General features: G+C 64.1%; 33 protein-coding genes. 2 read left to right on the top strand and 31 right to left on the bottom strand.

Annotated features, from left to right (window positions below; translation table 11 throughout):
• Positions 1 to 17 precede the first annotated feature (17 nt).
• A complete protein-coding gene (locus AB4099_RS31870) occupies positions 18 to 1,334 on the top strand; it encodes a hypothetical protein (protein ID WP_441481028.1) in 1,317 nt (438 codons plus the stop codon).
• Between the two features lie 59 nt (positions 1,335 to 1,393).
• On the opposite strand, the gene AB4099_RS31875 is transcribed toward AB4099_RS31870, so the two are convergent.
• Complete coding sequence (locus AB4099_RS31875; RefSeq protein WP_441481029.1) at positions 1,394 to 2,701, bottom strand: replication-associated recombination protein A; 1,308 nt, start codon at positions 2,699 to 2,701, stop codon at positions 1,394 to 1,396.
• Positions 2,698 to 4,074 (bottom strand): DegQ family serine endoprotease, encoded by a 1,377-nt coding sequence (locus tag AB4099_RS31880; protein WP_441481034.1) that lies wholly within the window; start codon positions 4,072 to 4,074, stop codon positions 2,698 to 2,700. The genes AB4099_RS31875 and AB4099_RS31880 overlap by 4 nt, the downstream gene beginning before the upstream one ends.
• Before the next feature lie 213 nt (positions 4,075 to 4,287).
• On the opposite strand from AB4099_RS31880, the gene AB4099_RS31885 reads away from it, so the two are divergent.
• Positions 4,288 to 4,707: a BLUF domain-containing protein gene (locus AB4099_RS31885; protein ID WP_441481030.1), complete on the top strand. Its 420-nt coding sequence runs from the start codon at positions 4,288 to 4,290 to the stop codon at positions 4,705 to 4,707.
• 10 nt (positions 4,708 to 4,717) lie between these two features.
• Here the strand turns inward: AB4099_RS31885 and AB4099_RS31890 are convergent, their stop codons facing one another.
• From AB4099_RS31890 to AB4099_RS32030, 29 genes are all read right to left on the bottom strand, one after another.
• Complete coding sequence (locus AB4099_RS31890; protein ID WP_441481031.1) at positions 4,718 to 5,689, bottom strand: tripartite tricarboxylate transporter substrate-binding protein; 972 nt, start codon at positions 5,687 to 5,689, stop codon at positions 4,718 to 4,720.
• 400 nt (positions 5,690 to 6,089) lie between these two features.
• Entirely contained in the window at positions 6,090 to 6,506 is a 417-nt protein-coding gene (rplQ, locus tag AB4099_RS31895) for a 50S ribosomal protein L17 (protein WP_113517762.1), read from the bottom strand.
• A gap of 112 nt (positions 6,507 to 6,618) precedes the next feature.
• The gene (locus AB4099_RS31900; protein WP_043237077.1) at positions 6,619 to 7,635 is read right to left on the bottom strand and encodes a DNA-directed RNA polymerase subunit alpha; all 1,017 of its coding nucleotides are present in this window, start codon (positions 7,633 to 7,635) and stop codon (positions 6,619 to 6,621) included.
• Between the two features lie 90 nt (positions 7,636 to 7,725).
• On the bottom strand, positions 7,726 to 8,115 hold the full coding sequence (gene rpsK / locus AB4099_RS31905) for a 30S ribosomal protein S11 (protein WP_043237079.1): 390 nt from the start codon (positions 8,113 to 8,115) through the stop codon (positions 7,726 to 7,728).
• 119 nt (positions 8,116 to 8,234) lie between these two features.
• Positions 8,235 to 8,603, bottom strand: a complete 369-nt coding sequence (gene rpsM, locus AB4099_RS31910) for a 30S ribosomal protein S13 (RefSeq protein ID WP_043237082.1) — start codon at positions 8,601 to 8,603, stop codon at positions 8,235 to 8,237.
• Between the two features lie 314 nt (positions 8,604 to 8,917).
• Positions 8,918 to 9,499, bottom strand: coding sequence for an adenylate kinase (locus AB4099_RS31915; RefSeq protein ID WP_113517764.1), 582 nt, complete (start codon positions 9,497 to 9,499; stop codon positions 8,918 to 8,920).
• Positions 9,499 to 10,836 (bottom strand): preprotein translocase subunit SecY, encoded by a 1,338-nt coding sequence (secY, locus tag AB4099_RS31920; protein WP_069880173.1) that lies wholly within the window; start codon positions 10,834 to 10,836, stop codon positions 9,499 to 9,501. Before secY ends, AB4099_RS31915 begins: the two co-directional genes overlap by 1 nt.
• Positions 10,837 to 10,934: 98 nt before the next feature.
• Complete coding sequence (gene rplO / locus AB4099_RS31925) at positions 10,935 to 11,414, bottom strand: 50S ribosomal protein L15 (protein WP_113517765.1); 480 nt, start codon at positions 11,412 to 11,414, stop codon at positions 10,935 to 10,937.
• A 13-nt stretch (positions 11,415 to 11,427) separates the two neighbouring features.
• Complete coding sequence (gene rpmD / locus AB4099_RS31930; RefSeq protein WP_043237284.1) at positions 11,428 to 11,622, bottom strand: 50S ribosomal protein L30; 195 nt, start codon at positions 11,620 to 11,622, stop codon at positions 11,428 to 11,430.
• 10 nt (positions 11,623 to 11,632) lie between these two features.
• Positions 11,633 to 12,196 carry a 30S ribosomal protein S5 gene (gene rpsE / locus AB4099_RS31935; RefSeq protein WP_113517766.1) on the bottom strand — a complete coding sequence of 188 codons (564 nt, stop codon included), beginning with the start codon at positions 12,194 to 12,196 and terminating at the stop codon, positions 11,633 to 11,635.
• Between the two features lie 68 nt (positions 12,197 to 12,264).
• A complete protein-coding gene (gene rplR, locus AB4099_RS31940) occupies positions 12,265 to 12,627 on the bottom strand; it encodes a 50S ribosomal protein L18 (protein WP_113517767.1) in 363 nt (120 codons plus the stop codon).
• An 11-nt stretch (positions 12,628 to 12,638) separates the two neighbouring features.
• Positions 12,639 to 13,172 (bottom strand): 50S ribosomal protein L6, encoded by a 534-nt coding sequence (gene rplF, locus AB4099_RS31945; RefSeq protein WP_043237092.1) that lies wholly within the window; start codon positions 13,170 to 13,172, stop codon positions 12,639 to 12,641.
• A gap of 30 nt (positions 13,173 to 13,202) precedes the next feature.
• Entirely contained in the window at positions 13,203 to 13,601 is a 399-nt protein-coding gene (gene rpsH / locus AB4099_RS31950; RefSeq protein ID WP_043237093.1) for a 30S ribosomal protein S8, read from the bottom strand.
• Between the two features lie 12 nt (positions 13,602 to 13,613).
• Positions 13,614 to 13,919 (bottom strand): 30S ribosomal protein S14, encoded by a 306-nt coding sequence (gene rpsN, locus AB4099_RS31955; RefSeq protein WP_043237095.1) that lies wholly within the window; start codon positions 13,917 to 13,919, stop codon positions 13,614 to 13,616.
• Between the two features lie 36 nt (positions 13,920 to 13,955).
• Positions 13,956 to 14,522 (bottom strand): 50S ribosomal protein L5, encoded by a 567-nt coding sequence (gene rplE / locus AB4099_RS31960; RefSeq protein ID WP_043237096.1) that lies wholly within the window; start codon positions 14,520 to 14,522, stop codon positions 13,956 to 13,958.
• Entirely contained in the window at positions 14,515 to 14,832 is a 318-nt protein-coding gene (rplX, locus tag AB4099_RS31965; RefSeq protein ID WP_043237098.1) for a 50S ribosomal protein L24, read from the bottom strand. The genes rplE and rplX overlap by 8 nt, the downstream gene beginning before the upstream one ends.
• Complete coding sequence (gene rplN / locus AB4099_RS31970) at positions 14,832 to 15,200, bottom strand: 50S ribosomal protein L14 (RefSeq protein WP_043237099.1); 369 nt, start codon at positions 15,198 to 15,200, stop codon at positions 14,832 to 14,834. The genes rplX and rplN overlap by 1 nt, the downstream gene beginning before the upstream one ends.
• Before the next feature lie 109 nt (positions 15,201 to 15,309).
• Positions 15,310 to 15,552 (bottom strand): 30S ribosomal protein S17, encoded by a 243-nt coding sequence (rpsQ, locus tag AB4099_RS31975; protein ID WP_043237101.1) that lies wholly within the window; start codon positions 15,550 to 15,552, stop codon positions 15,310 to 15,312.
• Positions 15,553 to 15,563: 11 nt separating this feature from the next.
• Complete coding sequence (rpmC, locus tag AB4099_RS31980) at positions 15,564 to 15,776, bottom strand: 50S ribosomal protein L29 (RefSeq protein WP_043237102.1); 213 nt, start codon at positions 15,774 to 15,776, stop codon at positions 15,564 to 15,566.
• A 10-nt stretch (positions 15,777 to 15,786) separates the two neighbouring features.
• Positions 15,787 to 16,200 carry a 50S ribosomal protein L16 gene (gene rplP / locus AB4099_RS31985; RefSeq protein ID WP_043237103.1) on the bottom strand — a complete coding sequence of 138 codons (414 nt, stop codon included), beginning with the start codon at positions 16,198 to 16,200 and terminating at the stop codon, positions 15,787 to 15,789.
• 18 nt (positions 16,201 to 16,218) lie between these two features.
• Positions 16,219 to 16,929 carry a 30S ribosomal protein S3 gene (gene rpsC / locus AB4099_RS31990; RefSeq protein ID WP_043237104.1) on the bottom strand — a complete coding sequence of 237 codons (711 nt, stop codon included), beginning with the start codon at positions 16,927 to 16,929 and terminating at the stop codon, positions 16,219 to 16,221.
• 10 nt (positions 16,930 to 16,939) lie between these two features.
• Positions 16,940 to 17,323 (bottom strand): 50S ribosomal protein L22, encoded by a 384-nt coding sequence (gene rplV / locus AB4099_RS31995; RefSeq protein WP_113517768.1) that lies wholly within the window; start codon positions 17,321 to 17,323, stop codon positions 16,940 to 16,942.
• 3 nt (positions 17,324 to 17,326) lie between these two features.
• The gene (gene rpsS, locus AB4099_RS32000; RefSeq protein ID WP_043237107.1) at positions 17,327 to 17,605 is read right to left on the bottom strand and encodes a 30S ribosomal protein S19; all 279 of its coding nucleotides are present in this window, start codon (positions 17,603 to 17,605) and stop codon (positions 17,327 to 17,329) included.
• 8 nt (positions 17,606 to 17,613) lie between these two features.
• A complete protein-coding gene (rplB, locus tag AB4099_RS32005) occupies positions 17,614 to 18,456 on the bottom strand; it encodes a 50S ribosomal protein L2 (protein WP_043237108.1) in 843 nt (280 codons plus the stop codon).
• 15 nt (positions 18,457 to 18,471) lie between these two features.
• Complete coding sequence (locus tag AB4099_RS32010) at positions 18,472 to 18,783, bottom strand: 50S ribosomal protein L23 (RefSeq protein WP_043237110.1); 312 nt, start codon at positions 18,781 to 18,783, stop codon at positions 18,472 to 18,474.
• Positions 18,780 to 19,400, bottom strand: coding sequence for a 50S ribosomal protein L4 (gene rplD, locus AB4099_RS32015; RefSeq protein ID WP_113517769.1), 621 nt, complete (start codon positions 19,398 to 19,400; stop codon positions 18,780 to 18,782). The genes AB4099_RS32010 and rplD overlap by 4 nt, the downstream gene beginning before the upstream one ends.
• Entirely contained in the window at positions 19,400 to 20,125 is a 726-nt protein-coding gene (rplC, locus tag AB4099_RS32020) for a 50S ribosomal protein L3 (RefSeq protein ID WP_113517770.1), read from the bottom strand. The genes rplD and rplC overlap by 1 nt, the downstream gene beginning before the upstream one ends.
• A gap of 67 nt (positions 20,126 to 20,192) precedes the next feature.
• A complete protein-coding gene (rpsJ, locus tag AB4099_RS32025) occupies positions 20,193 to 20,501 on the bottom strand; it encodes a 30S ribosomal protein S10 (protein ID WP_043237115.1) in 309 nt (102 codons plus the stop codon).
• Positions 20,502 to 20,570: 69 nt separating this feature from the next.
• Positions 20,571 to 20,723, bottom strand: a 153-nt coding sequence (locus tag AB4099_RS32030; RefSeq protein ID WP_465248481.1) for an EF-Tu C-terminal domain-related protein, incomplete at its 5' end; no start/stop codon positions are given.

Below are 20,723 nucleotides of genomic sequence, written 5' to 3' on the forward strand. Positions count from 1 at the left end.
GGAGCCGCCCGCCACCGATGACCGCCGTGACAGGCCGCGCTGAGGAGAAGCCTTGCCTGCATCGCGCCTGGGCGATCGCAGCCTCGGTCTTGCTTGCCTTGCCGGCCTTCGCAGCACTGACCGGGGAGGCAGTCGCACTCCCGCCGCTCAAAGGCCTGAAGGGCGCCCGGGCCCCGAGCCTTGCGCGCAGTTGCACGATCACGCCGACCGAGCTTGAGCCCCTCTTCGTTAGCAAGGCCGATCCCCGGCAGCAAATCGAGGACGAAAGCAGCGATGACGAGGAGGAGGATGACGAGGATGACGACAGCATCCCCGGCCTGATCCTGCCCGGCTCGACCACCTGCGTCTCGGTGTCGGGCACCGTCAGCGCCGGCCTGCAGAATGACAGCTTCCGGGCCTCACGCGCTCTTCCGTTGCCGCAGTCGAGTCTGACATCCCTTCCGACAAGCGCGTCTCTTCGCATCGCGACGTCGCATGATCTCGCCTCCGGGCTGCGCGTCGGCAGCGCCTTCTCCTTCACCATGCAGAGCCCGGTCAACGATGTCGCAGGACTCACTTTCGACGAGGCGACGGTGTTGGTCGGGCCCTGGATTTTCGGCCTGGACACCTCGCGCTTCAGCTTCTGGACGGGCGACGAGTTCATTTTCAGCACGCGGGTACCAAGTCGGACCGTCGGACTGTTGGCCCTGGAATTGCCCTTGACGGAGACCTGGATCGCGACACTTGCCCTGGAAGACCCCGCGTTGGGCACGACTTCGACCCTGCCGGTTGCGGCCGGCCGCATGCCGGATGGCGTGGCACGGCTCGTCTACCAGTCGGGGCCATGGACGTTGCATGGCGCTTTGGCACTGCGCGACATCCCCGGCCGAAACTCCCGTTTGGGACGCGCCGGAATTCTGGGGGTGACCTATGAGGCCGAGATGCTGGGGCGCCCGACCAGCATCACGGCCCAGATTGCAGGCGCCGTCGACGCAGCGCCCTATATCGGCTCGCAACTGGACGCCGCCGTGGTTCGGACGGTGCTGCTCGGCAGCGACCCGACCCGCGGCTTCTCGACTGCCCTTGTCATCGGTCGGGAATGGACCGACGAGATCGCGACCAACTTTTACGTCAGCCGCTACCAGCTATCGGTTCCGCTGATCGACCAGGCCAAGGGCAAGATCAGCATCGACCGCGCCGCCGCCAATCTGGTCTGGACTCCGGTCGAGGGTCTCAAGGCGGGGATCGAAGCGTCGATCGCTCAGGCCCGGATATCGCTGACGGGGCGACAGGTCGCGGCCGGGCTGGCGGGGCGTCTGATCTCGACCCAGGTCTTCATAGAGCGCGCGTTCTAGCGCCCCGGCCCGAAGAGTGGATTGCGATTCTCGGGAAAGCCGACCGATGATCCAACCTTCTACCTGCCGCGCTCGGCCCTGAGCCTTTCCCAGTATTCCAGCCGTTTCCGGATCTCGCGCTCGAAGCCACGCTCGGGCGGATCGTAGAAGTGCTGCCGGCCGAGCGCATCGGGCCAGTAGTTCTGGCCTGAGAAGGCATCGGGGGCATCGTGGTCATAGGCGTAGTCGGCGCCGTAGCCCTCTTCCTTCATCAGCTTCGTCGGGGCGTTGAGAATGGTCTTGGGCGGCATCAGCGAGCCGCCCTCCTTGGCGGCGCGCCGCGCCGCCTTGTAGGCGATATAGGCGGCGTTCGATTTCGGCGCCGTCGCCAGATAAATCACCGTATTGGCGAGCGCGAGTTCGCCTTCGGGCGAGCCTAGCTGTTCATAGGTCTCGGCTGCGGCGCGGGCATGGACGAGCGCCTGCGGGTCTGCGAGCCCAATATCCTCGACAGCCATGCGCACCAGCCGCCGCGCCAGGAAACGTGGATCCTCGCCAGCATCGAGCATCCGGGCAAAGTAATAGAGGGCAGCATCCGGGTCGGAGCCGCGGATCGTCTTGTGCAGTGCCGAGATCAGATTGTAATGGCCGTCCTGCGCCTTGTCGTAAATCGGTGCGCGACGCTGGATCACCTCGGCAAGACCGGCTTCGTCGAAAATCTCGCCCGGCTTGGCGGCACGCCAGATTTCCTCGGCCAGCGTCAGTGCCGCCCTCCCGTCTCCGTCGGCAAAGCGGGCAACCGCCAGCCGCGCCTCCGGCGTCAACGGCAGGTCCTTGTTCTCCAGCACCTCGGCCCGGCCGAGCAGAAAGAGCAGCGCATTCTCGTCGAGGGATTGGAACGTCAGCACCCGTGCCCGCGACAGAAGTGCGGCGTTGAGCGCGAAGGAGGGATTCTCGGTGGTCGCACCGACGAGCGTGATCGTGCCGTCCTCCATGACGGGCAGGAACGCATCGAGCTGAGTGCGGTTGAAGCGATGGATCTCGTCGACGAAGAGCAGCGTGCCCTTGCCTCCCAGTCGTCGTCCCCGCGCCGTCTCGAACACCTTCTTGAGGTCCGCGATCCCGGAAAAGATCGCGCTGATCTGCTCGAAACCGAGATCGACGGCACCGGCGAGGAGGCGCGCGACCGTCGTCTTCCCGGTGCCGGGCGGACCCCAGAAGATCAGGCTGCCAATCGAACCCGAGGCCAGCAGCCGCGTGAGCGCACCATCAGGACCCGTCAGATGCTCCTGCCCTGTGACCTCGGCCAGCGTCGTCGGCCGCAAACGGTCGGCAAGCGGGCGCGGCCCCGCCTTGTCGAGGCCAGAAGCGGAAAAGAGGTCGCTCACCCCGGGAAGACCGACGTCACGGTCTGTCCGGCGCGCGAGATCGTCACCTCCCAGGCGCGCTTGCGCTGGCGCAGGGCCGCCTCGACATCGCGTGAGCGCTCCATGCGTTCTCCGTTCAGGGCAAGGATGATGTCGCCCTTCTGGAAGCCGACGCGAGCTGCGAGGCTGCCCTCCTCGATGGCACTGACCACGACGCCTTCGGTTCCGGCATCGATCGAAAGCTCCTCGGCAACCGCCGGCGACAGATTGAGCACCGTCAGCCCTGAAAGCGGTGTGCGGCCCGAGAGCGCCACGGATTCGCGCGGTCGTGTCTCGGGCGCCGGGACGAGTTTCACCGGAACCACCAGCCGCTTACCGGCTCGAAGTACGGTCAGAGAGGTTGTACCGCCGATCGGGCGGGTCGCGAAACGATAGCCGAAGGCCTCGGGATCATCGACGGCCACACCGTCGAGCGCGAGGATGACGTCCGAACGCTTGAGCCCGCCTTCGGCAGCAGGCCCCTTCTCGACGACGCTGGCAACGACAGAACCCGCCGGGCGGTCGAGCCCAAGCCCGTCGGCGACATCGGCCGTCAGCGCCTGCAGCCTGGCGCCGAACCACGGCCGGCGCACCGAGGCAGCGCCCGCCTTGGCGCTGTCGACGACGACGCGAACCATAGAGGAAGGGATCGCAAAACCGATGCCGTGGCTGCCGCCCGAGCGCGAGAAGATCGCGGTGTTGATGCCGATCAGCCGCCCTTCCATGTCGACCAGCGCGCCGCCGGAGTTACCCGGATTGATCGCCGCATCGGTCTGGATGAAGGACTGCGCATCGGCAACCCCGACCTGCGTGCGTGCCAGCGCCGAAACGATGCCCTGTGTCACGGTCTGGCCAACACCGAAGGGGTTGCCGATCGCAAGAACGATATCGCCGACCTGGAGCTGGTCGGAATCGGCAAGATCGATCGGGCGCAAATCCTTGGCGCCGTTCAGCTTCAGCACGGCAAGATCGGTGCGTGGGTCGCGCAGGACGATCGTCGCTTCCAGCTCGCGCTTGTCCGCAAAGGCAACCTTGACCTCGCTCATGCCCTCGATGACGTGGTTATTGGTGACCACGAGCCCGCTCGCATCAACGATCACGCCCGAGCCAAGCGATCGTTGCACGCGTTCGCGCGGAACGCCGAACCCGTCATCGCCAAAGAAGCGGCGGAAGAACGGATCGTCCATGAAAGGATTCTGAGCCCGACGCTCGACGCGGGCACCATAGACATTCACGACCGATCCGGCAGTTTTCTGCACGATCGGCGCAAAGGAAAGCTGAACCTGCTGACGGGTTTCCGGAACCTGCCGCGCCTGCGCAAGCAATGGCAGCGGAGCAAGGCCTGCAAAGAGCATCAAGGCGGCCGGTAAGGCAGTTCTTCCGAAACGGACCGGCATGATTCCGCGCTTCATTCCTGTCTCCACGCTGAAACAAAACACCGCTGGCGGCGTTCCAAGTCTTCCAATACGAACCATTCCCGGGAAATCTCTTCGCCCGCGACGCCATTGGCGACATCCGGATCATCGATCGGGTTAGTCGAGCAAAGATCCGCGAAAGGAGCTGGTCCCTTGAGTCTGATACGTCTTGTTTATGCCAGCCGGAGTCGCCTCGTCGAGGCCAATCGCAGTGAGGAGGTTGGCAAGATGATCGCCAGCGCCCTTCGGCTGAACGTACAGAACGAGGTGACGGGATTTCTCCTGGTGACGCCCGGGGCCTTCGCGCAGGTGCTCGAAGGCGAGGCCCGCAATGTCGCGGAGACATATGGCCGGATCGTGGTCGATCCGCGCCACACCGGGATCCGCCTGCTGGCCGAAGAGCAGATTGCGGCCCGGAGCTTCCAGAACTGGTCGATGGGCCTCGCCGAGCATGACGAGACCACCAACTTCATCTTCGGTCTCTACGGTGACACGCCAGAGGCCGATCTCCAGGTTCAGCCTGCCGACGTGTTGCTGGATCTCGCTGGCGAGCTTGCCCGCCAGCGAGCATAGGGAGAACGCCTCACTTGTCCTGAAGCAGAATCTTGTACTTCTCGATCTCGCCCGGAACCATCGCGCCGACATGGGCAGGCGTGAGTTCGTTCTCTGCGGGCAGCACGGACGAAAGCTCCTTGAAACGAGACTGCAGGTTCGGGCTCGCAAGCGCTGTCCGCAAAGCCTGGTTCAGCTTGGTGACGATCGGCTCAGGCAAGCTCTTCGGACCGAAGAGCGCATTCCAGCCCTGGGCCTCGAATGCCGGCAGCCCGGCCTCCCTTGAGGTTGGCACATCCGGAAGGCTGTCGAGCCGGCTCGGTGTCGCGACCACGAGCGCCTTGACCTTGGCACCCTGCACCGCGCCCGAGAGCGAGGTTGCAGCATCGCAGACGCCGTCGATCTGCCCGCCCATCAGGTCGTTCAAAGCCGGCCCTGCGCCGCGATAACTGACGAGCGCGACCTCGACGCCGGCCGCCTTGATGAAGTTCCTGCAAATCAGATAATTCGACGAACCGACGCCGGCGTGCCCGAGGCTGACCTTGCCGGGGTTCTTCTTGGCATAGTCGACGAACTCCATCAGGTTCTTGGCCGGAAAATCGAGCTTGAGCGCAATCATCGGCGATGTCTTGGCGACGAGGCCGATCGGAGCGAAATCCGCCTGAGTGTATTTCAGATCCGGATAGATCGAGTAGGACGCGGCATTGGTGCCGCTATTGCCGATGACGATGGTATAGCCATCAGGATCGGCCTTAGCGGCGCGCGTCAGCGCCGTCGCTCCCCCCGCCCCCGCCATGTTCTCCATGACGATGCGCTGGCCGAGCACCCGCCCCATCTCGTCGCCGACGAGCCGTGCGATCACGTCGGAGGAGCCCCCCGCTGCGAATGGCACGATCATGGTGATCGGCTTGTTGGGATAGGCGTCCTGCGCCAGGGCGGGAACCGCCAGCGCCAACATCGCCGTCAGCGCTAGCCGCCGCGTGGTCAATAGTCTTGAAATCATCAGTCTCTCCCTCCGGGGCCGCCTCTTGCGGGCGGTTTTCGCAGGGGAAGCTTGACCATTGCGCTTTGAGGCGCACAAGCAGCGTTTCGAGCAATAATCTTCGGTATCAGTCGCCGATCCAGCGCCTTCTGACGCGAAACGCGATGCCCCGCCTGTCGCCTGGGACGAAGCTCTGGGCATCCCACCCTTGATGGCCGTCCCGATCCGGGCCGGTCGACGAACGTCATCCGCGACCCGCGCGGGGGCCTTCATTTCACATCACCAATGGCGCTCGCCCCCGCCGGGCGGTGGCCATGCATCATCGCAGAGGCCCACATCCAGGTCGCGCCTCCCTGGCTTCCGCGCAAAAGAAAAGGCGGCCTCACGGCCGCCTTTCGAATCTCCGGGGAAGCAGCCTTGCTCAGGCGGCTTCGTCGTCAGCCGTGAAGACCGGGCCGGAGTCCTTGCCCTTGGCATCGACATCGCGATCGACGAACTCGATCACGGCGAGCGGGGCGTTGTCGCCGAAGCGGAAGCCGGCCTTCATGATACGCAGATAGCCGCCGTTGCGCTCCTTGTAGCGCGGGCCGAGGACCGCGAAGAGCTTGCCGACGAGCGCGACATCCTTGATCTGCGCGATCGCCTGGCGGCGGGCGTGCAGGTCGCCGCGCTTGGCGAGCGTCACCAACTTCTCGACGACCGGACGCAGGTCCTTCGCCTTCGGCAGCGTGGTGGTGATCTGCTCGTGCTTGATCAGGGCCTGGGACATGTTGGCGAACATCGCCTTGCGATGCTCAACCGAGCGGTTGAAACGACGACCGCGGAAACCGTGACGCATTTGGCTCTCCTGTGATTACGGCCGCCGTGCCACGGTACGACCGTTCATTATGCTCCGGCGCTCACGCACCGTGCGGGAAACAGGCGCGGAGACGAACTCCGCGCCGGCGGGATCAGTAATGCTCCTCGAAGCGCTTCGCCAGCTCTTCGATGTTCTCCGGCGGCCAGCCGGTGACGTCCATGCCGAGGTGGAGGCCCATGGTCGCGAGCACTTCCTTGATCTCGTTCAGCGACTTGCGGCCGAAGTTCGGGGTGCGAAGCATTTCGCCTTCCGACTTCTGGATCAGGTCGCCGATATAGACGATGTTGTCGTTCTTCAGGCAGTTCGCCGAACGCACTGAAAGCTCAAGCTCGTCGACCTTCTTGAGCAGCGCCGGGTTGAAGGGCAGCTGCGGCGCGGTCGAGACGGCCTCTTCCTTGCGCGGCTCCTCGAAGGTGATGAAGACGGCGAGCTGGTCCTGCAGGATGCGGGCGGCGAGCGCCAGCGCATCCTCGGGGGTGACCGAGCCGTTGGTCTCGATCTGCAGGGTCAGCATGTCGCGGTCGAGATTCTGGCCCTCACGGGTGTTCTCGACGCGATAGGAGACCTTCTTGACCGGCGAGTAGAGGCTGTCGACCGGGATCAGGCCGATCGGTGCATCCTCAGGACGGTTCTGCTCGGAGGGGACATAGCCCTTGCCGGTATTGACCGTGAACTCCATGCGGATCTCCGCACCCTCGTCCAGCGTGCAGAGCACGAGCTCGGGGTTCAGGATCGACACATCGCCGACGGTGTTGATGTCTCCGGCGGTGACGGTGCCCGGGCCGGACTTGCGCAGGGTCATGCGCTTGGGGCCCTCGCCCTGCATCTTGACGGCAATCGCCTTGATGTTGAGGACGATGTCGGTGACGTCTTCGCGCACGCCCGGAATCGACGAGAACTCATGCAGCACGCCGTCGATCTGGACGGCGGTGACCGCAGCGCCCTGGAGCGAGGAGAGCAGCACGCGCCGCAGCGCGTTGCCGAGCGTCATGCCGAAGCCGCGCTCGAGCGGACGAGCGATCACGGTAGCATGGCGCTTGGGGTCGTCTCCGACCTTGATTTCGAGCTTGTTCGGCTTGGACAAATCCTGCCAGTTCTTGCTGATCACGACCGCACTCCTGGTGCTTCATCTCTCGGCGGCGACGGGCCGCCCCGTACCGGCGCTCGCCAGTGCGAGCGCCGCAATCCAATCCGCGCGTCAGACGCGACGGCGCTTGCGCGGCCGGCAGCCATTGTGCGGGATCGGCGTCACGTCGCGGATCGAGGTCACGGTGAAGCCGGCGGCCTGGAGGGCGCGCAGAGCCGATTCACGTCCCGAACCCGGGCCCGTCACCTCGACTTCGAGGGTGCGCATGCCGTGCTCGGCAGCCTTGCGGGCAGCATCCTCGGCCGCGACCTGGGCGGCATAGGGGGTCGACTTGCGCGAACCCTTGAAGCCCATGGTGCCGGCGGACGACCACGAGATCGTGTTGCCCTGGGCGTCGGTGATGGTGATCATGGTGTTGTTGAACGAGGCGTTCACATGCGCAACGCCGGAAACGATGTTCTTGCGTTCACGACGACGAACGCGCTGGGCTTCCTTGGCCATAGTCTCTTTCTTTCATCCTTCGAGCGCGCCCGTCATGCCAGGCGCTGGGGATGTCGCCTGCCCCCTAAACGGGTCAGGCGACGCATAGACAGCGGGCCGGATGACCGGCCCGCCGAAACTCACTTCTTCTTGCCGGCGATCGGCTTGGCCTTGCCCTTGCGGGTGCGCGCATTGGTATGCGTGCGCTGGCCACGGACCGGCAGTGAGCGGCGATGGCGCAGGCCGCGATAGCAGCCGAGATCCATCAGGCGCTTGATGTTCATCGAAACTTCGCGACGCAGGTCGCCCTCGACCAGATAGTCGCGGTCGATCGTCTCGCGGATCTGGAGCACTTCGGCGTCGGTCAGCTGGTTGACGCGACGCTCGTCGGCAATGCCAACCTTCTGGCAGATTTCCTTGGCCTTCTGGGCACCGATGCCGTGGATATACTGCAAGCCGATGACGACGCGTTTGCCGGTCGGAATGTTAACGCCCGCGATACGAGCCATGGTCTCTTCTCCATTGTCGGCCGAGGCGCCCGATGGCTGCCCGGCAGTGAAAACCTACCCGCGTCCGGTGGAGGCCGGCCCCTGCGAGCGTTGAGTCGGCTCCATGCGAGAACGCGACGTCGCCCCTTCTCACGAAGGTAACGGCATCGCCACATGCAACCGGATGAGGGTCGTTAGTCGGTTGAAGCCCTTGAGTCAACCCGCCAACCCCAAGAAACATGCCAGCTTTCTCGAGGCCCGCTCCTGCCGGGCCAGCGGTCTGCCGGCCACGGTCGGAAGCACGAGCCCGATGCCGAACCCGTACCAGCGCATTGCTAGGCGCCGAGCGCCTTGCAGATCGCGCCCGTCACCTCGTCGATCGGCTTCATGCCGTCGATGGCGGTGAGCTGACCACGCTTCGAATAATAGGGCGCGACCACCGCGGTATCGCGGTTATAGGCTTCGAGCCGGGTCTTGAAGACCACCGGATCGTCATCCTTGCGCACCGGTTGCCCGGCCGCCTTGGCCTCTTCGGCGCGGCGAATGATCCGGTCGACGAGCTTGTCCTGATCGACCGTGAGCTCCAGCACGGCGTCGAGCTTCAGCCCCTTCTGCTCCAGCATGGCGTCGAGCGCCTCGGCCTGGGCCAGCGTGCGCGGAAAACCGTCGAGGATGAATCCCCGCTTGGCGTCCGGCTCCTCGATGCGATCGGCAACGATCCCGATGACGATATCGTCCGAGACCAGCCCGCCGGCATCCATCACCGCCTTGGCCTTGAGCCCCACCGGCGTCCCGGCCGCAACCGCGGCCCGCAGCATGTCTCCCGTCGAGAGCTGCGGAATGCCATGCTTCTCGACGATACGGGTTGCCTGAGTACCCTTGCCCGCCCCCGGCGGCCCCAGGAAGATCAATCGCATCAGCGCCTCGCCCCTCGCAACTTCGCCTTCTTGACCAGCCCCTCATACTGGTGGGCCAGCAGATGTCCGTGAACCTGCGCCACGGTATCCATCGTTGTCGTCACCACGATGAGCAGCGAGGTGCCGCCCAGGAGGATGATCGGAATCTGGGCATACGTGATCATGAACTCGGGGATAAGGCAGACAATAGTCAGATAGCCTGCGCCGAGAACGGTGATCCGGGTCAGCACGCGGTCGATATGTTCGGCGGTGCGCTCGCCCGGCCGGATGCCCGGCATGAAGCCGCCATGCTTCTTGAGGTTGTCCGCCGTCTCGACCGGATTGAACACGATGGCGGTGTAGAAGAAGCAGAAGAAGATGATCAGCGCCGCGTAGAGGATCATGAACAGCGGCCGGCCATGCGCCAGATAGGTCGCGACGGTCGACAGCATGCCGGTGCCGCCCGAGGCCTGCGAGAAGCTGGCGATCGTCGTCGGCAGCAGCAGCAGCGACGAAGCAAAGATCGGCGGGATGACGCCTGACGTGTTGAGCTTCAACGGCAGGAACGAGGTCTGGCCCTCATACATGCGGTTGCCGACCTGGCGCTTGGGATAGTTGATCAACAGGCGGCGCTGGGCGCGCTCCATGAACACGCAGAAGGCGATGACGCAGATGGCCATGACCAGGATCAGCAGCAGCAGGCCGGTCGAAATCGCGCCCTGACGGCCAAGTTCGAGGGTCTGGGCGAGCTGCGACGGGAACTCGGCGATGATGCCCGAGAAGATGATCATCGAGGTGCCGTTGCCGATGCCGCGGCTGGTGATCTGTTCACCGAGCCAGAGCAGGAACATCGTGCCGCCGACCAGCGTGATCGTCGTCGAGAGCAGGAAGAACGGACCAGGCTCGAGCACCAGATTGCCGGACCCCTGCAGGCCAACGCCGATGCCATAGGCCTGGAACACGGCCAGCACGAGGGTCAGGTAGCGGGTGTACTGGTTGAGGACCTTGCGGCCCTGCTCGCCTTCCTTCTTCAGCGCCTCGAAGGTCGGCACCACGCTCGACAGGAGCTGGATGATGATCGAGGCCGAGATATAGGGCATGATGGCGAGCGCAAAGATCGCCAGTCGCCCGACGGCACCGCCCGAAAACATGTTGAACAGGCCGAGCACGCCGGTCTGCGACTGTTTGAACAGGTCGGCAACGGCGTCGGGGTTCATTCCCGGCAGCGGGATATAGGTACCGAGCCGGTAGACGATGAGCGCACCCAGCGTGAACCAGATCCGCTTCTTGAGCTCGTCCGCCTTCGCGAGCGCGCCGAAATTCAGGTTTGCCGCAAGCTGTTCAGCCGCCGATGCCATGCGTCCGGTCCTTGATCGGAATAAACGTCAAACAGTCGAACGGCGGCCTAGGCTTCTGGCCTGGCCGCCGTTCGCAATCGCTCATGTAAGCGTCGCTGTCACGCCTGTGAAGCAGCAGCCGCCAGGATCTTGACCGAGCCGCCAGCCTTTTCGATGGCCTCGACCGCCGACTTCGACGCGCCGGCCACTTCGAAAGCAAGCTTCGTCTTCAGCTCGCCGACGCCGAGGATCTTGACGCCGTCAGGTGCCGCCTTCGAGATCACGCCGGCCGAAACCAGCGCCTCGATGGTGACAACGCTCTTGCCGTCGAGCTTGCCGGCCTCAACCGCCTGCTGGATCCGACCGAGATTGACCTCGTTCAGTTCCTTGGCGAAGAGGTTGTGGAAGCCGCGCTTCGGCAGGCGACGATAAAGCGGCATCTGACCGCCTTCGAAGCCCTTGACCGCCACACCGGCACGGGCCTTCTGACCCTTGACGCCGCGGCCACCAGTCTTGCCCTTGCCGGAGCCGATACCACGGCCGACACGGATGCGGGACTTGTGGGCGCCTTCGTTGTCACGAATGTCTGTGAGTTTCATCGGACAATCCCCCTCACTTCGCGTCGACGACGCGGACGAGGTGCTTGACCTTCTCGATCATGCCACGGACGGAAGCGGTGTCCTGCAGGGTCGATTGGCGGCGGATCTTGTTCAGGCCGAGACCGATCAGGGTCTGGCGCTGCGAGGCCTCACGGCGGATCGGGCTACCGATCTGCTCGATGACCACGGTCTTTTCAGCTTTTGCCATGGTGCAGCCCTCACGCTTCGGCCGCGGCGTCGGTGCCGGCATCGCGACGACGCGACTGCAGGGCCGAAACCTTCAGGCTGCGGCGCGCGGCGACGCCACGCGGGCTGTCCTCGTTCTTGAGCGCCGAGAAGGTGGCGCGCACGAGGTTGTAGGGGTTCGACGAGCCGAGCGACTTCGACACGACATCCTGCATGCCGACCGCCTCGAAGACGGCGCGCATGGGGCCGCCGGCGATGATGCCGGTACCGGCCGGAGCAGCGCGCAGCACAACGCGACCCGCGCCGTGGCGGCCCTGGACGTCGTGATGGAGCGTGCGGCCTTCGCGCAGCGGAATGCGGACGAGCCCGCGCTTGGCGGCTTCCGTCGCCTTGCGGATGGCTTCCGGCACTTCGCGAGCCTTGCCATGGCCGAAGCCGACGCGGCCCTTCTGGTCACCGACGACGACGAGGGCAGCAAAGCCGAAACGACGGCCGCCCTTCACCACCTTGGCGACGCGGTTGATGTGGACCAGACGATCCACGAATTCGGAATCGCGCTCTTCGCGATCCTGACGGTCACGAGGTTCTCTCGCCATGTCATCCTCTTACTTGCGCGGACGCTGCCTGATGCAGCGCCGCTCGCTCGAGCATCCCGGATGGGATGTCAGAAGTTCAGCCCGCCCTCGCGAGCCGCATCGGCCAGCGCCTTGACGCGACCATGGTACATGTAGGAGCCGCGATCGAAGACCACGTCCTTCACGCCGGCCTTGACCGCACGCTCGGCAACCAGCTTGCCGATCGTGGCCGCAGCCTCGACATTCGCACCCGACTTGATGTCGCCGCGGATGTCCTTGTCCAGGCTCGAGGCCGACGCGAGGGTGATGCCCTTCGCGTCGTCGATGACCTGAGCATAGATTTGCTTGCCGGTGCGATGCACCGACAGGCGAGCGCGGCCATTGGCGACCGCCTTGATGGCGCGACGGACACGGGCCCGACGGCGCGCAGTATTTTCTGTCTGCTTGCTCATGGCTCGCGTCCTTACTTCTTCTTCCCTTCCTTGCGGAAGATGAACTCGCCGGCGTACTTGACGCCCTTGCCCTTGTAGGGCTCGGGACCGCGATAGTCGCGGATCTCAGCGGCGGTCTGGCCGACCACCTGCTTGTCGATGCCGGTGATGACGATTTCAGTCGGCTTCGGCGTGACGATCGCGACCCCTGCCGGGATCGCATAGTCGATGTCGTGGCTGTAGCCGAGCGACAGCTTGAGCACCTTGCCGGTGACGGCGGCCTTGTAGCCGACGCCGTTGATCTCAAGCTTCTTCTCGAAGCCGTTGGTGACGCCCGTCACCAGATTGGCGACGCGAGCCCGGGACGTGCCCCAGAGCGAGCGCGCACGCTTGCTCTGCGAGCGCGGCTGAACGGCGATGGCGCCGTTCTCAAGCGCGACCGAGACATCATCAGGCACGGAGAAGGAGAGTTCCCCCTTCGAGCCCTTGATGCTCACGAGCTGGCCGGACACGTTGGCGGTGACGCCAGCGGGAACCGGAACAGGCTTTTTACCGATACGAGACATTGGATTTCTCCTGATGAGCGGCGCAGAAGGTCAGAAGACCTTGCAAAGCACTTCGCCGCCCACGTTCTGCTCGCGGGCAAGATGATCGGGCATCACGCCCTTCGGCGTGGAGACGATGGTCACGCCGAGGCCGTCGGCCACGCGCGGCATCGTGTCCACCGAAGAGTAGACGCGGCGGCCGGGCTTCGAGACCCGAGAGATGGCGCGGATGACCGGCTGTCCCTCATGGTACTTCAGCTCGATGTCGAACTCGGTCCGGCCATTGCCGAACTCGGTCGTGGAATAGCCGCGGATGTAACCCTCGGCCTGAAGCACGTCGAGCACGCGGGCACGCAGCTTGGAGCCCGGGGTGGTCACGCGCGACTTGCGCCGCATCTGCGCATTGCGGATGCGGGTCAGCATATCGCCAAGCGGATCAATGATCGCCATGATGCGTCCTCCTCACCAGCTCGACTTGACGAGGCCGGGAACCAGCCCCTTGTTGCCGAGCTCGCGCAAAGCAACGCGCGACATCTTCAGCTTGCGATACACGGCGCGCGGACGGCCGGTCACTTCGCAGCGGTTGCGCACCCGGTTTGCAGCCGAGTTGCGCGGCAGTTCAGCCAGCTTGAGGCGAGCAAGGAAGCGCTCGTCCATGGACTGGCTCTCGTCATTCGCGATCGCGAGAAGACGCGCCCGCTTGCCCGCGTACTTCTTCACGAGCTGCCTGCGGTGTTCGTTCTTCTCGACGGAGCTTTTCTTAGCCATCGATCTCTCCTGGTTTCCGCGTATGAGCGGTAAGGCTCACTGCCGGAACGGGAAGTTGAAGTGCTTGAGCAAGGCGCGCGCTTCGTCGTCCGACTTCGCAGTCGTGCAGACGATCACGTCCATGCCCCAGACCTGGTCGACCTTGTCGTAATTGATCTCAGGGAACACGATGTGCTCCTTGATGCCGAGCGCAAAGTTGCCGCGCCCGTCGAACGACTTCGGGTTGAGACCACGGAAGTCGCGCACGCGCGGCAAGGCGATGGTGACGAGCCGGTCGACGAACTCGAACATCTTGGTCTTGCGCAGCGTGACCTTGCAGCCAACCGCCATGTTCTCGCGCAGCTTGAAGCCGGCGATGGCGAGGCGGGACTTGGTGATGACCGGCCTCTGACCGGCGATCATGGCGAGGTCGCCGGCAGCACTGTCGACCTTCTTACGGTCGGCCGTCGCTTCGCCCACGCCCATGTTGATGACGACCTTCTCGATCGTCGGCACTTCCATCACGTTCTTGTAGCCGAACTCGGCGATCATCGCCGGACGAACGACGTCCTCGTAATGCTTCTTCATGCGCGGCGTGAGAGCCGCCTGCTGATTCTCAGCCATCGATCAGATCTCCCGAACGCTTGGCGAAACGCACCTTGCGGCCGTCATCGAGCACCTTGAAACCGACGCGGGTCGGCTTGCCGTCCTTAGGATCGGCGACGGCCAGGTTCGACAGATCGATCGTGGCCTCCTTGCTGATAATGCCACCCTCGGACTGCGCCGAGGCCTTGGTGTGCTTCTTCACGAGGTTGACGCCACGCACCACGGCGCGGGCATCCTTCGGCAGCACCTGGAGCACTTCGCCGGCCTTGCCCTTGTCACGGCCGGCCAACACGACGACCTTGTCGCCCTTCTTGATCTTCGCAGCCATCACAGCACCTCTGGCGCAAGCGAGATGATCTTCATGTGGTTCTTGGCGCGAAGTTCGCGCGGAACCGGTCCGAAGATACGGGTGCCCACCGGCTCCTTCTGGTTGTTGATCAGCACGGCCGCATTGCGGTCGAACCGGATCACCGAACCATCGGCGCGCTTCACGTCCTTGGCGGTCCGAACGACGACCGCCTTCATGACGTCGCCCTTCTTCACGCGGCCGCGGGGAATGGCTTCCTTGATCGAAACGACGATAATATCACCGACACCGGCGTATTTCCGCTTCGACCCGCCGAGAACCTTGATGCACATCACACGACGGGCGCCGGAGTTATCCGCGACCTCGAGATTCGTCTGCACCTGGATCATGGCCTTGATCCTTCCAAACTGTATCAGCGCGGTTTCCGGGCACGGCGTCAGCGCCGACCCGGACTACGACTGACGGGGGTCGATCGCCCCCTGGCCTCAATAAAGTGACTTACGCCTTAGGAGCGTTGTCGAGCACAACCCAGCTTTTCAGCTTGGAAATGGGCTTGGATTCCTCAATCCAGACCGAATCCCCAACCTTGAACGTCTGCGCCTCGTCGTGGGCGTGGTAGTTCTTGGTCCGGCGAACGGTCTTCTTGAGGAGCGGGTGCGTATAACGCCGCTCGACCTTCACCACAACAGTTTTGTTCTGCTTGTCGCTAACGACGACGCCCTGCAGCACGCGCTTCGGCATTGTCCTACTCCTCAGGCGCTCGCCGCAACGGTCTTCGACCGCTGCAGCGTCTTGATGCGAGCGATATCCTTGCGCACCTCAGTCACCCGAGCGGTATTCTCGAGCTGGCCGGTAGCGCGTTGGAAACGCAGGTTAAACTGCTCCTTCTTCAGCTTCAGGAGTTCGTCCTGGAGCTGGTCGACACTCATCACCTTGAGATCGGACAGGCGTTGCGTAGCTTTCATGTCGCCCTCCTTACTCGGCGATGCGCTGGATGAAGCGGGTCTTGATCGGCAGCTTGGCGGCGCCGAGACGAAGCGCCTCGCGCGCCGTCTCCTCTTCCACCCCGTCGATCTCGAACATGATTCGCCCAGGCTTGACCTTGGCTGCCCAAAATTCAGGCGCGCCCTTGCCCTTGCCCATGCGGACTTCGGTCGGCTTCTTCGAAACTGGCACGTCCGGGAAAATCCGGATCCAGACGCGGCCAGCACGCTTCATGGCGCGAGTGATCGCGCGACGGGCGGCTTCGATCTGACGGGCAGTGACGCGCTCAGGCATCAGGGCCTTCAGGCCGAACTGGCCGAAATTGAGGTCCGTGCCGCCCTTGGCAACGCCGGAGATGCGTCCCTTGAACTGCTTGCGGAACTTGGTTCGCTTTGGTTGCAACATGGCTCTTCTCGATCAGCCTTACGCAGCCTGCTCGCGACGATCGCGACCGCCGGAGCGACCACCTTCGTCAGAGAGACGCTTGTCCTGGGCCATCGGGTCGTGTTCGAGGATCTCGCCCTTGAAGATCCAGACCTTGATGCCGCACGTGCCGTAGGTGGTGAAGGCGGTGCCGACACCGTAATCCACATCGGCGCGCAGCGTGTGCAGCGGCACGCGGCCTTCGCGGTACCATTCCAGGCGCGCAATTTCCGCGCCGCCGAGGCGGCCCGAGCAGTTGATGCGGATGCCCTCGGCGCCCAGACGCATGGCCGACTGAACGGCCCGCTTCATGGCGCGGCGGAACGCGACGCGACGCTCGAGCTGCTGCGCGATGGAGTCGGCCACGAGGGTGGCGTCGATCTCGGGCTTACGGACCTCGACGATGTTGATCGTCACATCGGCCTTGGTCAGCTTCGAGACTTCCTTGCGCAGCTTCTCGATATCGGCGCCCTTCTTGCCGATCACCACGCCCGGACGAGCCGAGTGGATGGTGACGCGGCACTTCTTGTGCGGGCGCTCGATGATGATCTTGGAGACCGCCGCCTGCTTCAGGAGCTTCATCAGCGCGGCGCGGATCTTCATGTCTTCGTGCAGCAGCTGACCGTACTCACCCTTCTGCGCGAACCAGCGCGAGTCCCAGGTGCGGTTGATGCCGAGGCGAAGGCCGATCGGATTGATTTTCTGACCCATCGTTCTCTCCTCAGGCCTTGGCCGTCTGGACTTCGCGCACCACGATCGTGATGTTCGCGAAGGGCTTCATGATCCGGGCTCCACGGCCGCGAGCGCGGGCGTGGAAGCGCTTCATGACCAGGGCCTTGCCGACGAAAGCCTGCGCAACGACGAGATCGTCGACGTCGAGATCATGATTGTTCTCGGCGTTGGCGATGGCGCTCTGCAGGCACTTGCGAACGTCGAGCGAGATCCGCTTGCGCGAGAACTCGAGATCGGCGAGCGCGGTCGAGACCTTCTTGCCACGGATGAGCTGAGCGACGAGGTTCAGCTTCTGCGGGCTGACGCGAAGGTTGCGGGCAACCGCAACGGCTTCGTTCTCCGGCAGCGCACGGGGGGCGGATGGCTTACCCATGGCTTACTTCCTCTTCGCCTTCTTGTCGGCAGCGTGGCCGTGGAAGGTGCGCGTCGGCGAGAACTCGCCGAACTTGTGGCCCACCATTTCCTCGGACACGTTCACCGGCACATGCTTGTGACCGTTGTAGACGCCGAACGTCAGACCGACGAACTGCGGGAGGATCGTGGAGCGGCGGCTCCAGATCTTGATCACTTCGGCCCGGCTCGCCGAACGGGCGACCTCGGCCTTTTTCAGAAGGTATCCGTCAACGAACGGACCTTTCCAAATCGAACGCGCCATGACGGACCTCAGTTCTTCTTCTTGCGGGCGTGACGGCTCGACACGATGAACGTATCGGTCCGCTTATTCGAGCGGGTCTTCTTCCCCTTGGTCGGCAGTCCCCACGGCGTGACCGGGTGACGACCGCCCGAGGTACGACCCTCACCACCACCATGCGGGTGGTCGACCGGGTTCATCGAGACGCCGCGGTTATGCGGACGACGGCCGAGCCAGCGTGAGCGACCGGCTTTGCCCATGTTGGTGTTCATGTGGTCGGGGTTCGAAACCGCGCCCACCGTAGCATAGCACAGGCCGCTGATCAGGCGCTGCTCGCCCGAGTTCAGGCGGACGATGACATAGCCCTGGTCGCGACCGACGATCTGGGCGTAGTTGCCCGCAGACCGCGCCAGCGCCCCGCCCTTGCCGATCTTGAGCTCGACATTGTGGACGATGGTGCCGATCGGCATCGCGCCCATCGGCGAAGCATTGCCGGGCTTGATGTCGACCTGGTCGCCGGAGATGACGCTGTCGCCAACCGCCAGGCGCTGCGGCGCCAGGATGTAGGCCTGCTCGCCATCGGCGTACTTGAGCAGCGCAATGAAGGCGGTGCGGTTCGGATCATACTCGATCCGCTCCACGGTCGCCGCCACGCCCGGCTTGCCGCGACGCTTGAAGTCGACGATCCGGTAGGTCTGCTTATGTCCACCGCCACGGAAACGAACCGTGATGCGGCCGAGATTGTTGCGGCCACCCTTCGAGGACTTGCCCTCGGTGAGAGCCTTGACCGGCTTGCCCTTGTAGAGCTCGCTGCGGTCGACGATCACGAGCTGGCGAAGGCTCGGCGTGATCGGCTTGAAACTTTTCAAAGCCATGATGACGATCCTTCCTCAGAGGCCCGTGGTCACGTCGATCGAGTGACCTTCTTCGAGGGTCACTACGGCCTTCTTGACGTCCGAACGCTGTCCGAGCCGGCCCCGGAAGACCTTGACCTTGCCTTCGGTGACGAGCGTGTTGACGCTCTTCACCTTGACATCGAACAACTTCTCGATAGCCGCCTTGATCTGCGGCTTGGTCGCGGTCTTCGCGACCTTGAAGACGACCTTGTTGTGCTCGGAGAGCATGGTCGCCTTTTCGGTGATCACCGGGCCACGAATGACATCGTAGTGGCGCGGATCCAGGTTCTTTGCAGACTGGCTCATTTGAAGCGCGCCTCCAGCGCATCGACAGCCGAGCGCGTCAGCACGAGCTTATCGCGACGCAGGATGTCGTAGACGTTGATGCCCTGAACCGGCAGGACGTCGACGTTCGGGATCGAACGCGCGGCCAGGCCGAAGTTCACATCGATCTCGGCGCCGCCGATCACCAGCGCGCTGGACAGATCCAGCTTGCCGAAGTGACCGAGCAGAACCTTGGTCTTCGGCTCGGCGAGCGTGACGTCGTCGATGATGATCAAGCCGGCGTCCTTGGCCTTGGCCGAGAGCGCATGGCGCAGAGCCAGGGCACGGACCTTCTTCGGCAGATCATGCGCATGATCACGCACGATCGGACCGAAGGCCTTGCCGCCGCCGCGGAACTGCGGAGCCGAAGCTGCACCGTGACGAGCACCGCCGGTGCCCTTCTGCTTGTAGATCTTCTTGCGGGTGCGATCGATTTCCGAACGCCCCTTGGACTTGTGGGTCCCGGCGCGACGCTTGGCGAGCTGGTAGCGCACCATGCGGGCGAGAAGATCGGCGCGCGGCTCAAGACCGAAGATCGAGTCCGAAAGCTCGACCGAGCCGGCATTGCCGCCCTCGAGAGTGGTGATATCGAGCTTCATCACGCGTTCTCCTCAACTGCTTCAGCCGCAGGAGCCTGCGTGGTTTCGCCAGCAACCTTGAACTTGCCAGGAAGCGGCGCATCCTTCGGCAGGGCACGCTTGACGGCGTCGCGGACGTGGATCCAGCCGCCGGCAACGCCGGGAACGGCGCCCTCGACCAGGATCAGGCCGCGCTCGGCGTCCGTCTGGACGACGCGCAGGTTCTGCGTGGTCACGCGCTCGGCACCGAGATGGCCCGGCATCTTCTTGTTCTTGAAGGTCTTGCCAGGGTCCTGACGACCACCGGTCGAACCGATCGAACGATGCGAGACCGAGACACCGTGCGTGGCCCGGAGACCGCCGAAGTTCCAGCGCTTCATACCGCCGGCAAAACCCTTACCGGTGGTGGTGCCGCTGACATCGACGAACTGGCCGACGACGAAGTGATCGGCCGTCAGCTCGGCGCCGACGGGGATCAACGCATCGTTGCTGACGCGGAACTCCACGACCTGGCGCTTGGGCTCGACCTTGGCCACGGCAAAATGGCCGCGCTCAGCCTTCGAGACGTTCTTGACCTTGGCCAAGCCCGATCCGAGCTGAACGGCGACATAGCCGTTCTTCTCGATCGTGCGATGCGCGACAACCTGACAGCTGTCGAGCTTCAGCACGGTGACTGGGATGTGTTCACCGGCATCCGTGAAGATGCGGGTCATCCCGACTTTCTGTGCAATCACACCGGAACGCATCGGTGCATACCTTCTCTTGGGGTCATGTCCATCCGGGGTATCCGGAAACAGAGGACCCGACGATGGATCAGAGCTTGATTTCGACGTCGACGCCGGCGGCGAGATCGAGCTTCATGAGGGCGTCGACCGTCTGGGGGGTCGGATCGACGATGTCCAGGACCCGCTTGTGGGTCCGCATTTCGAACTGCTCGCGCGACTTCTTGTCGATGTGAGGCGAGCGGTTGACCGTGAACTTCTCGATAAGCGTCGGCAGCGGGATGGGCCCGCGAACCTGGGCGCCTGTCCGCTTCGCCGTCGACACGATCTCGCGCGTGGACGCGTCGAGGATGCGGTGGTCGAACGCCTTGAGGCGGATCCGGATGTTCTGACCGTTCATGGTCTTGTTCTCTCCGTGACGTGAAAAGGCAAAGGCCCTTGGAAGGGCCTTCGCCCTCACGAAAACGCGTTACGCGATGATGCTGGCGACGACGCCGGCGCCGACGGTCCTGCCGCCTTCGCGGATGGCGAAGCGCAGCTTCTCCTCCATCGCGATCGGCACGATCAGGTGCACTTCCATGGCGATGTTGTCGCCAGGCATCACCATCTCGGTGCCCTCAGG

This window comes from Allobosea sp. 2KB_26 (genome assembly GCF_052115715.1).
Lineage (GTDB): Bacteria > Pseudomonadota > Alphaproteobacteria > Rhizobiales > Beijerinckiaceae > Allobosea.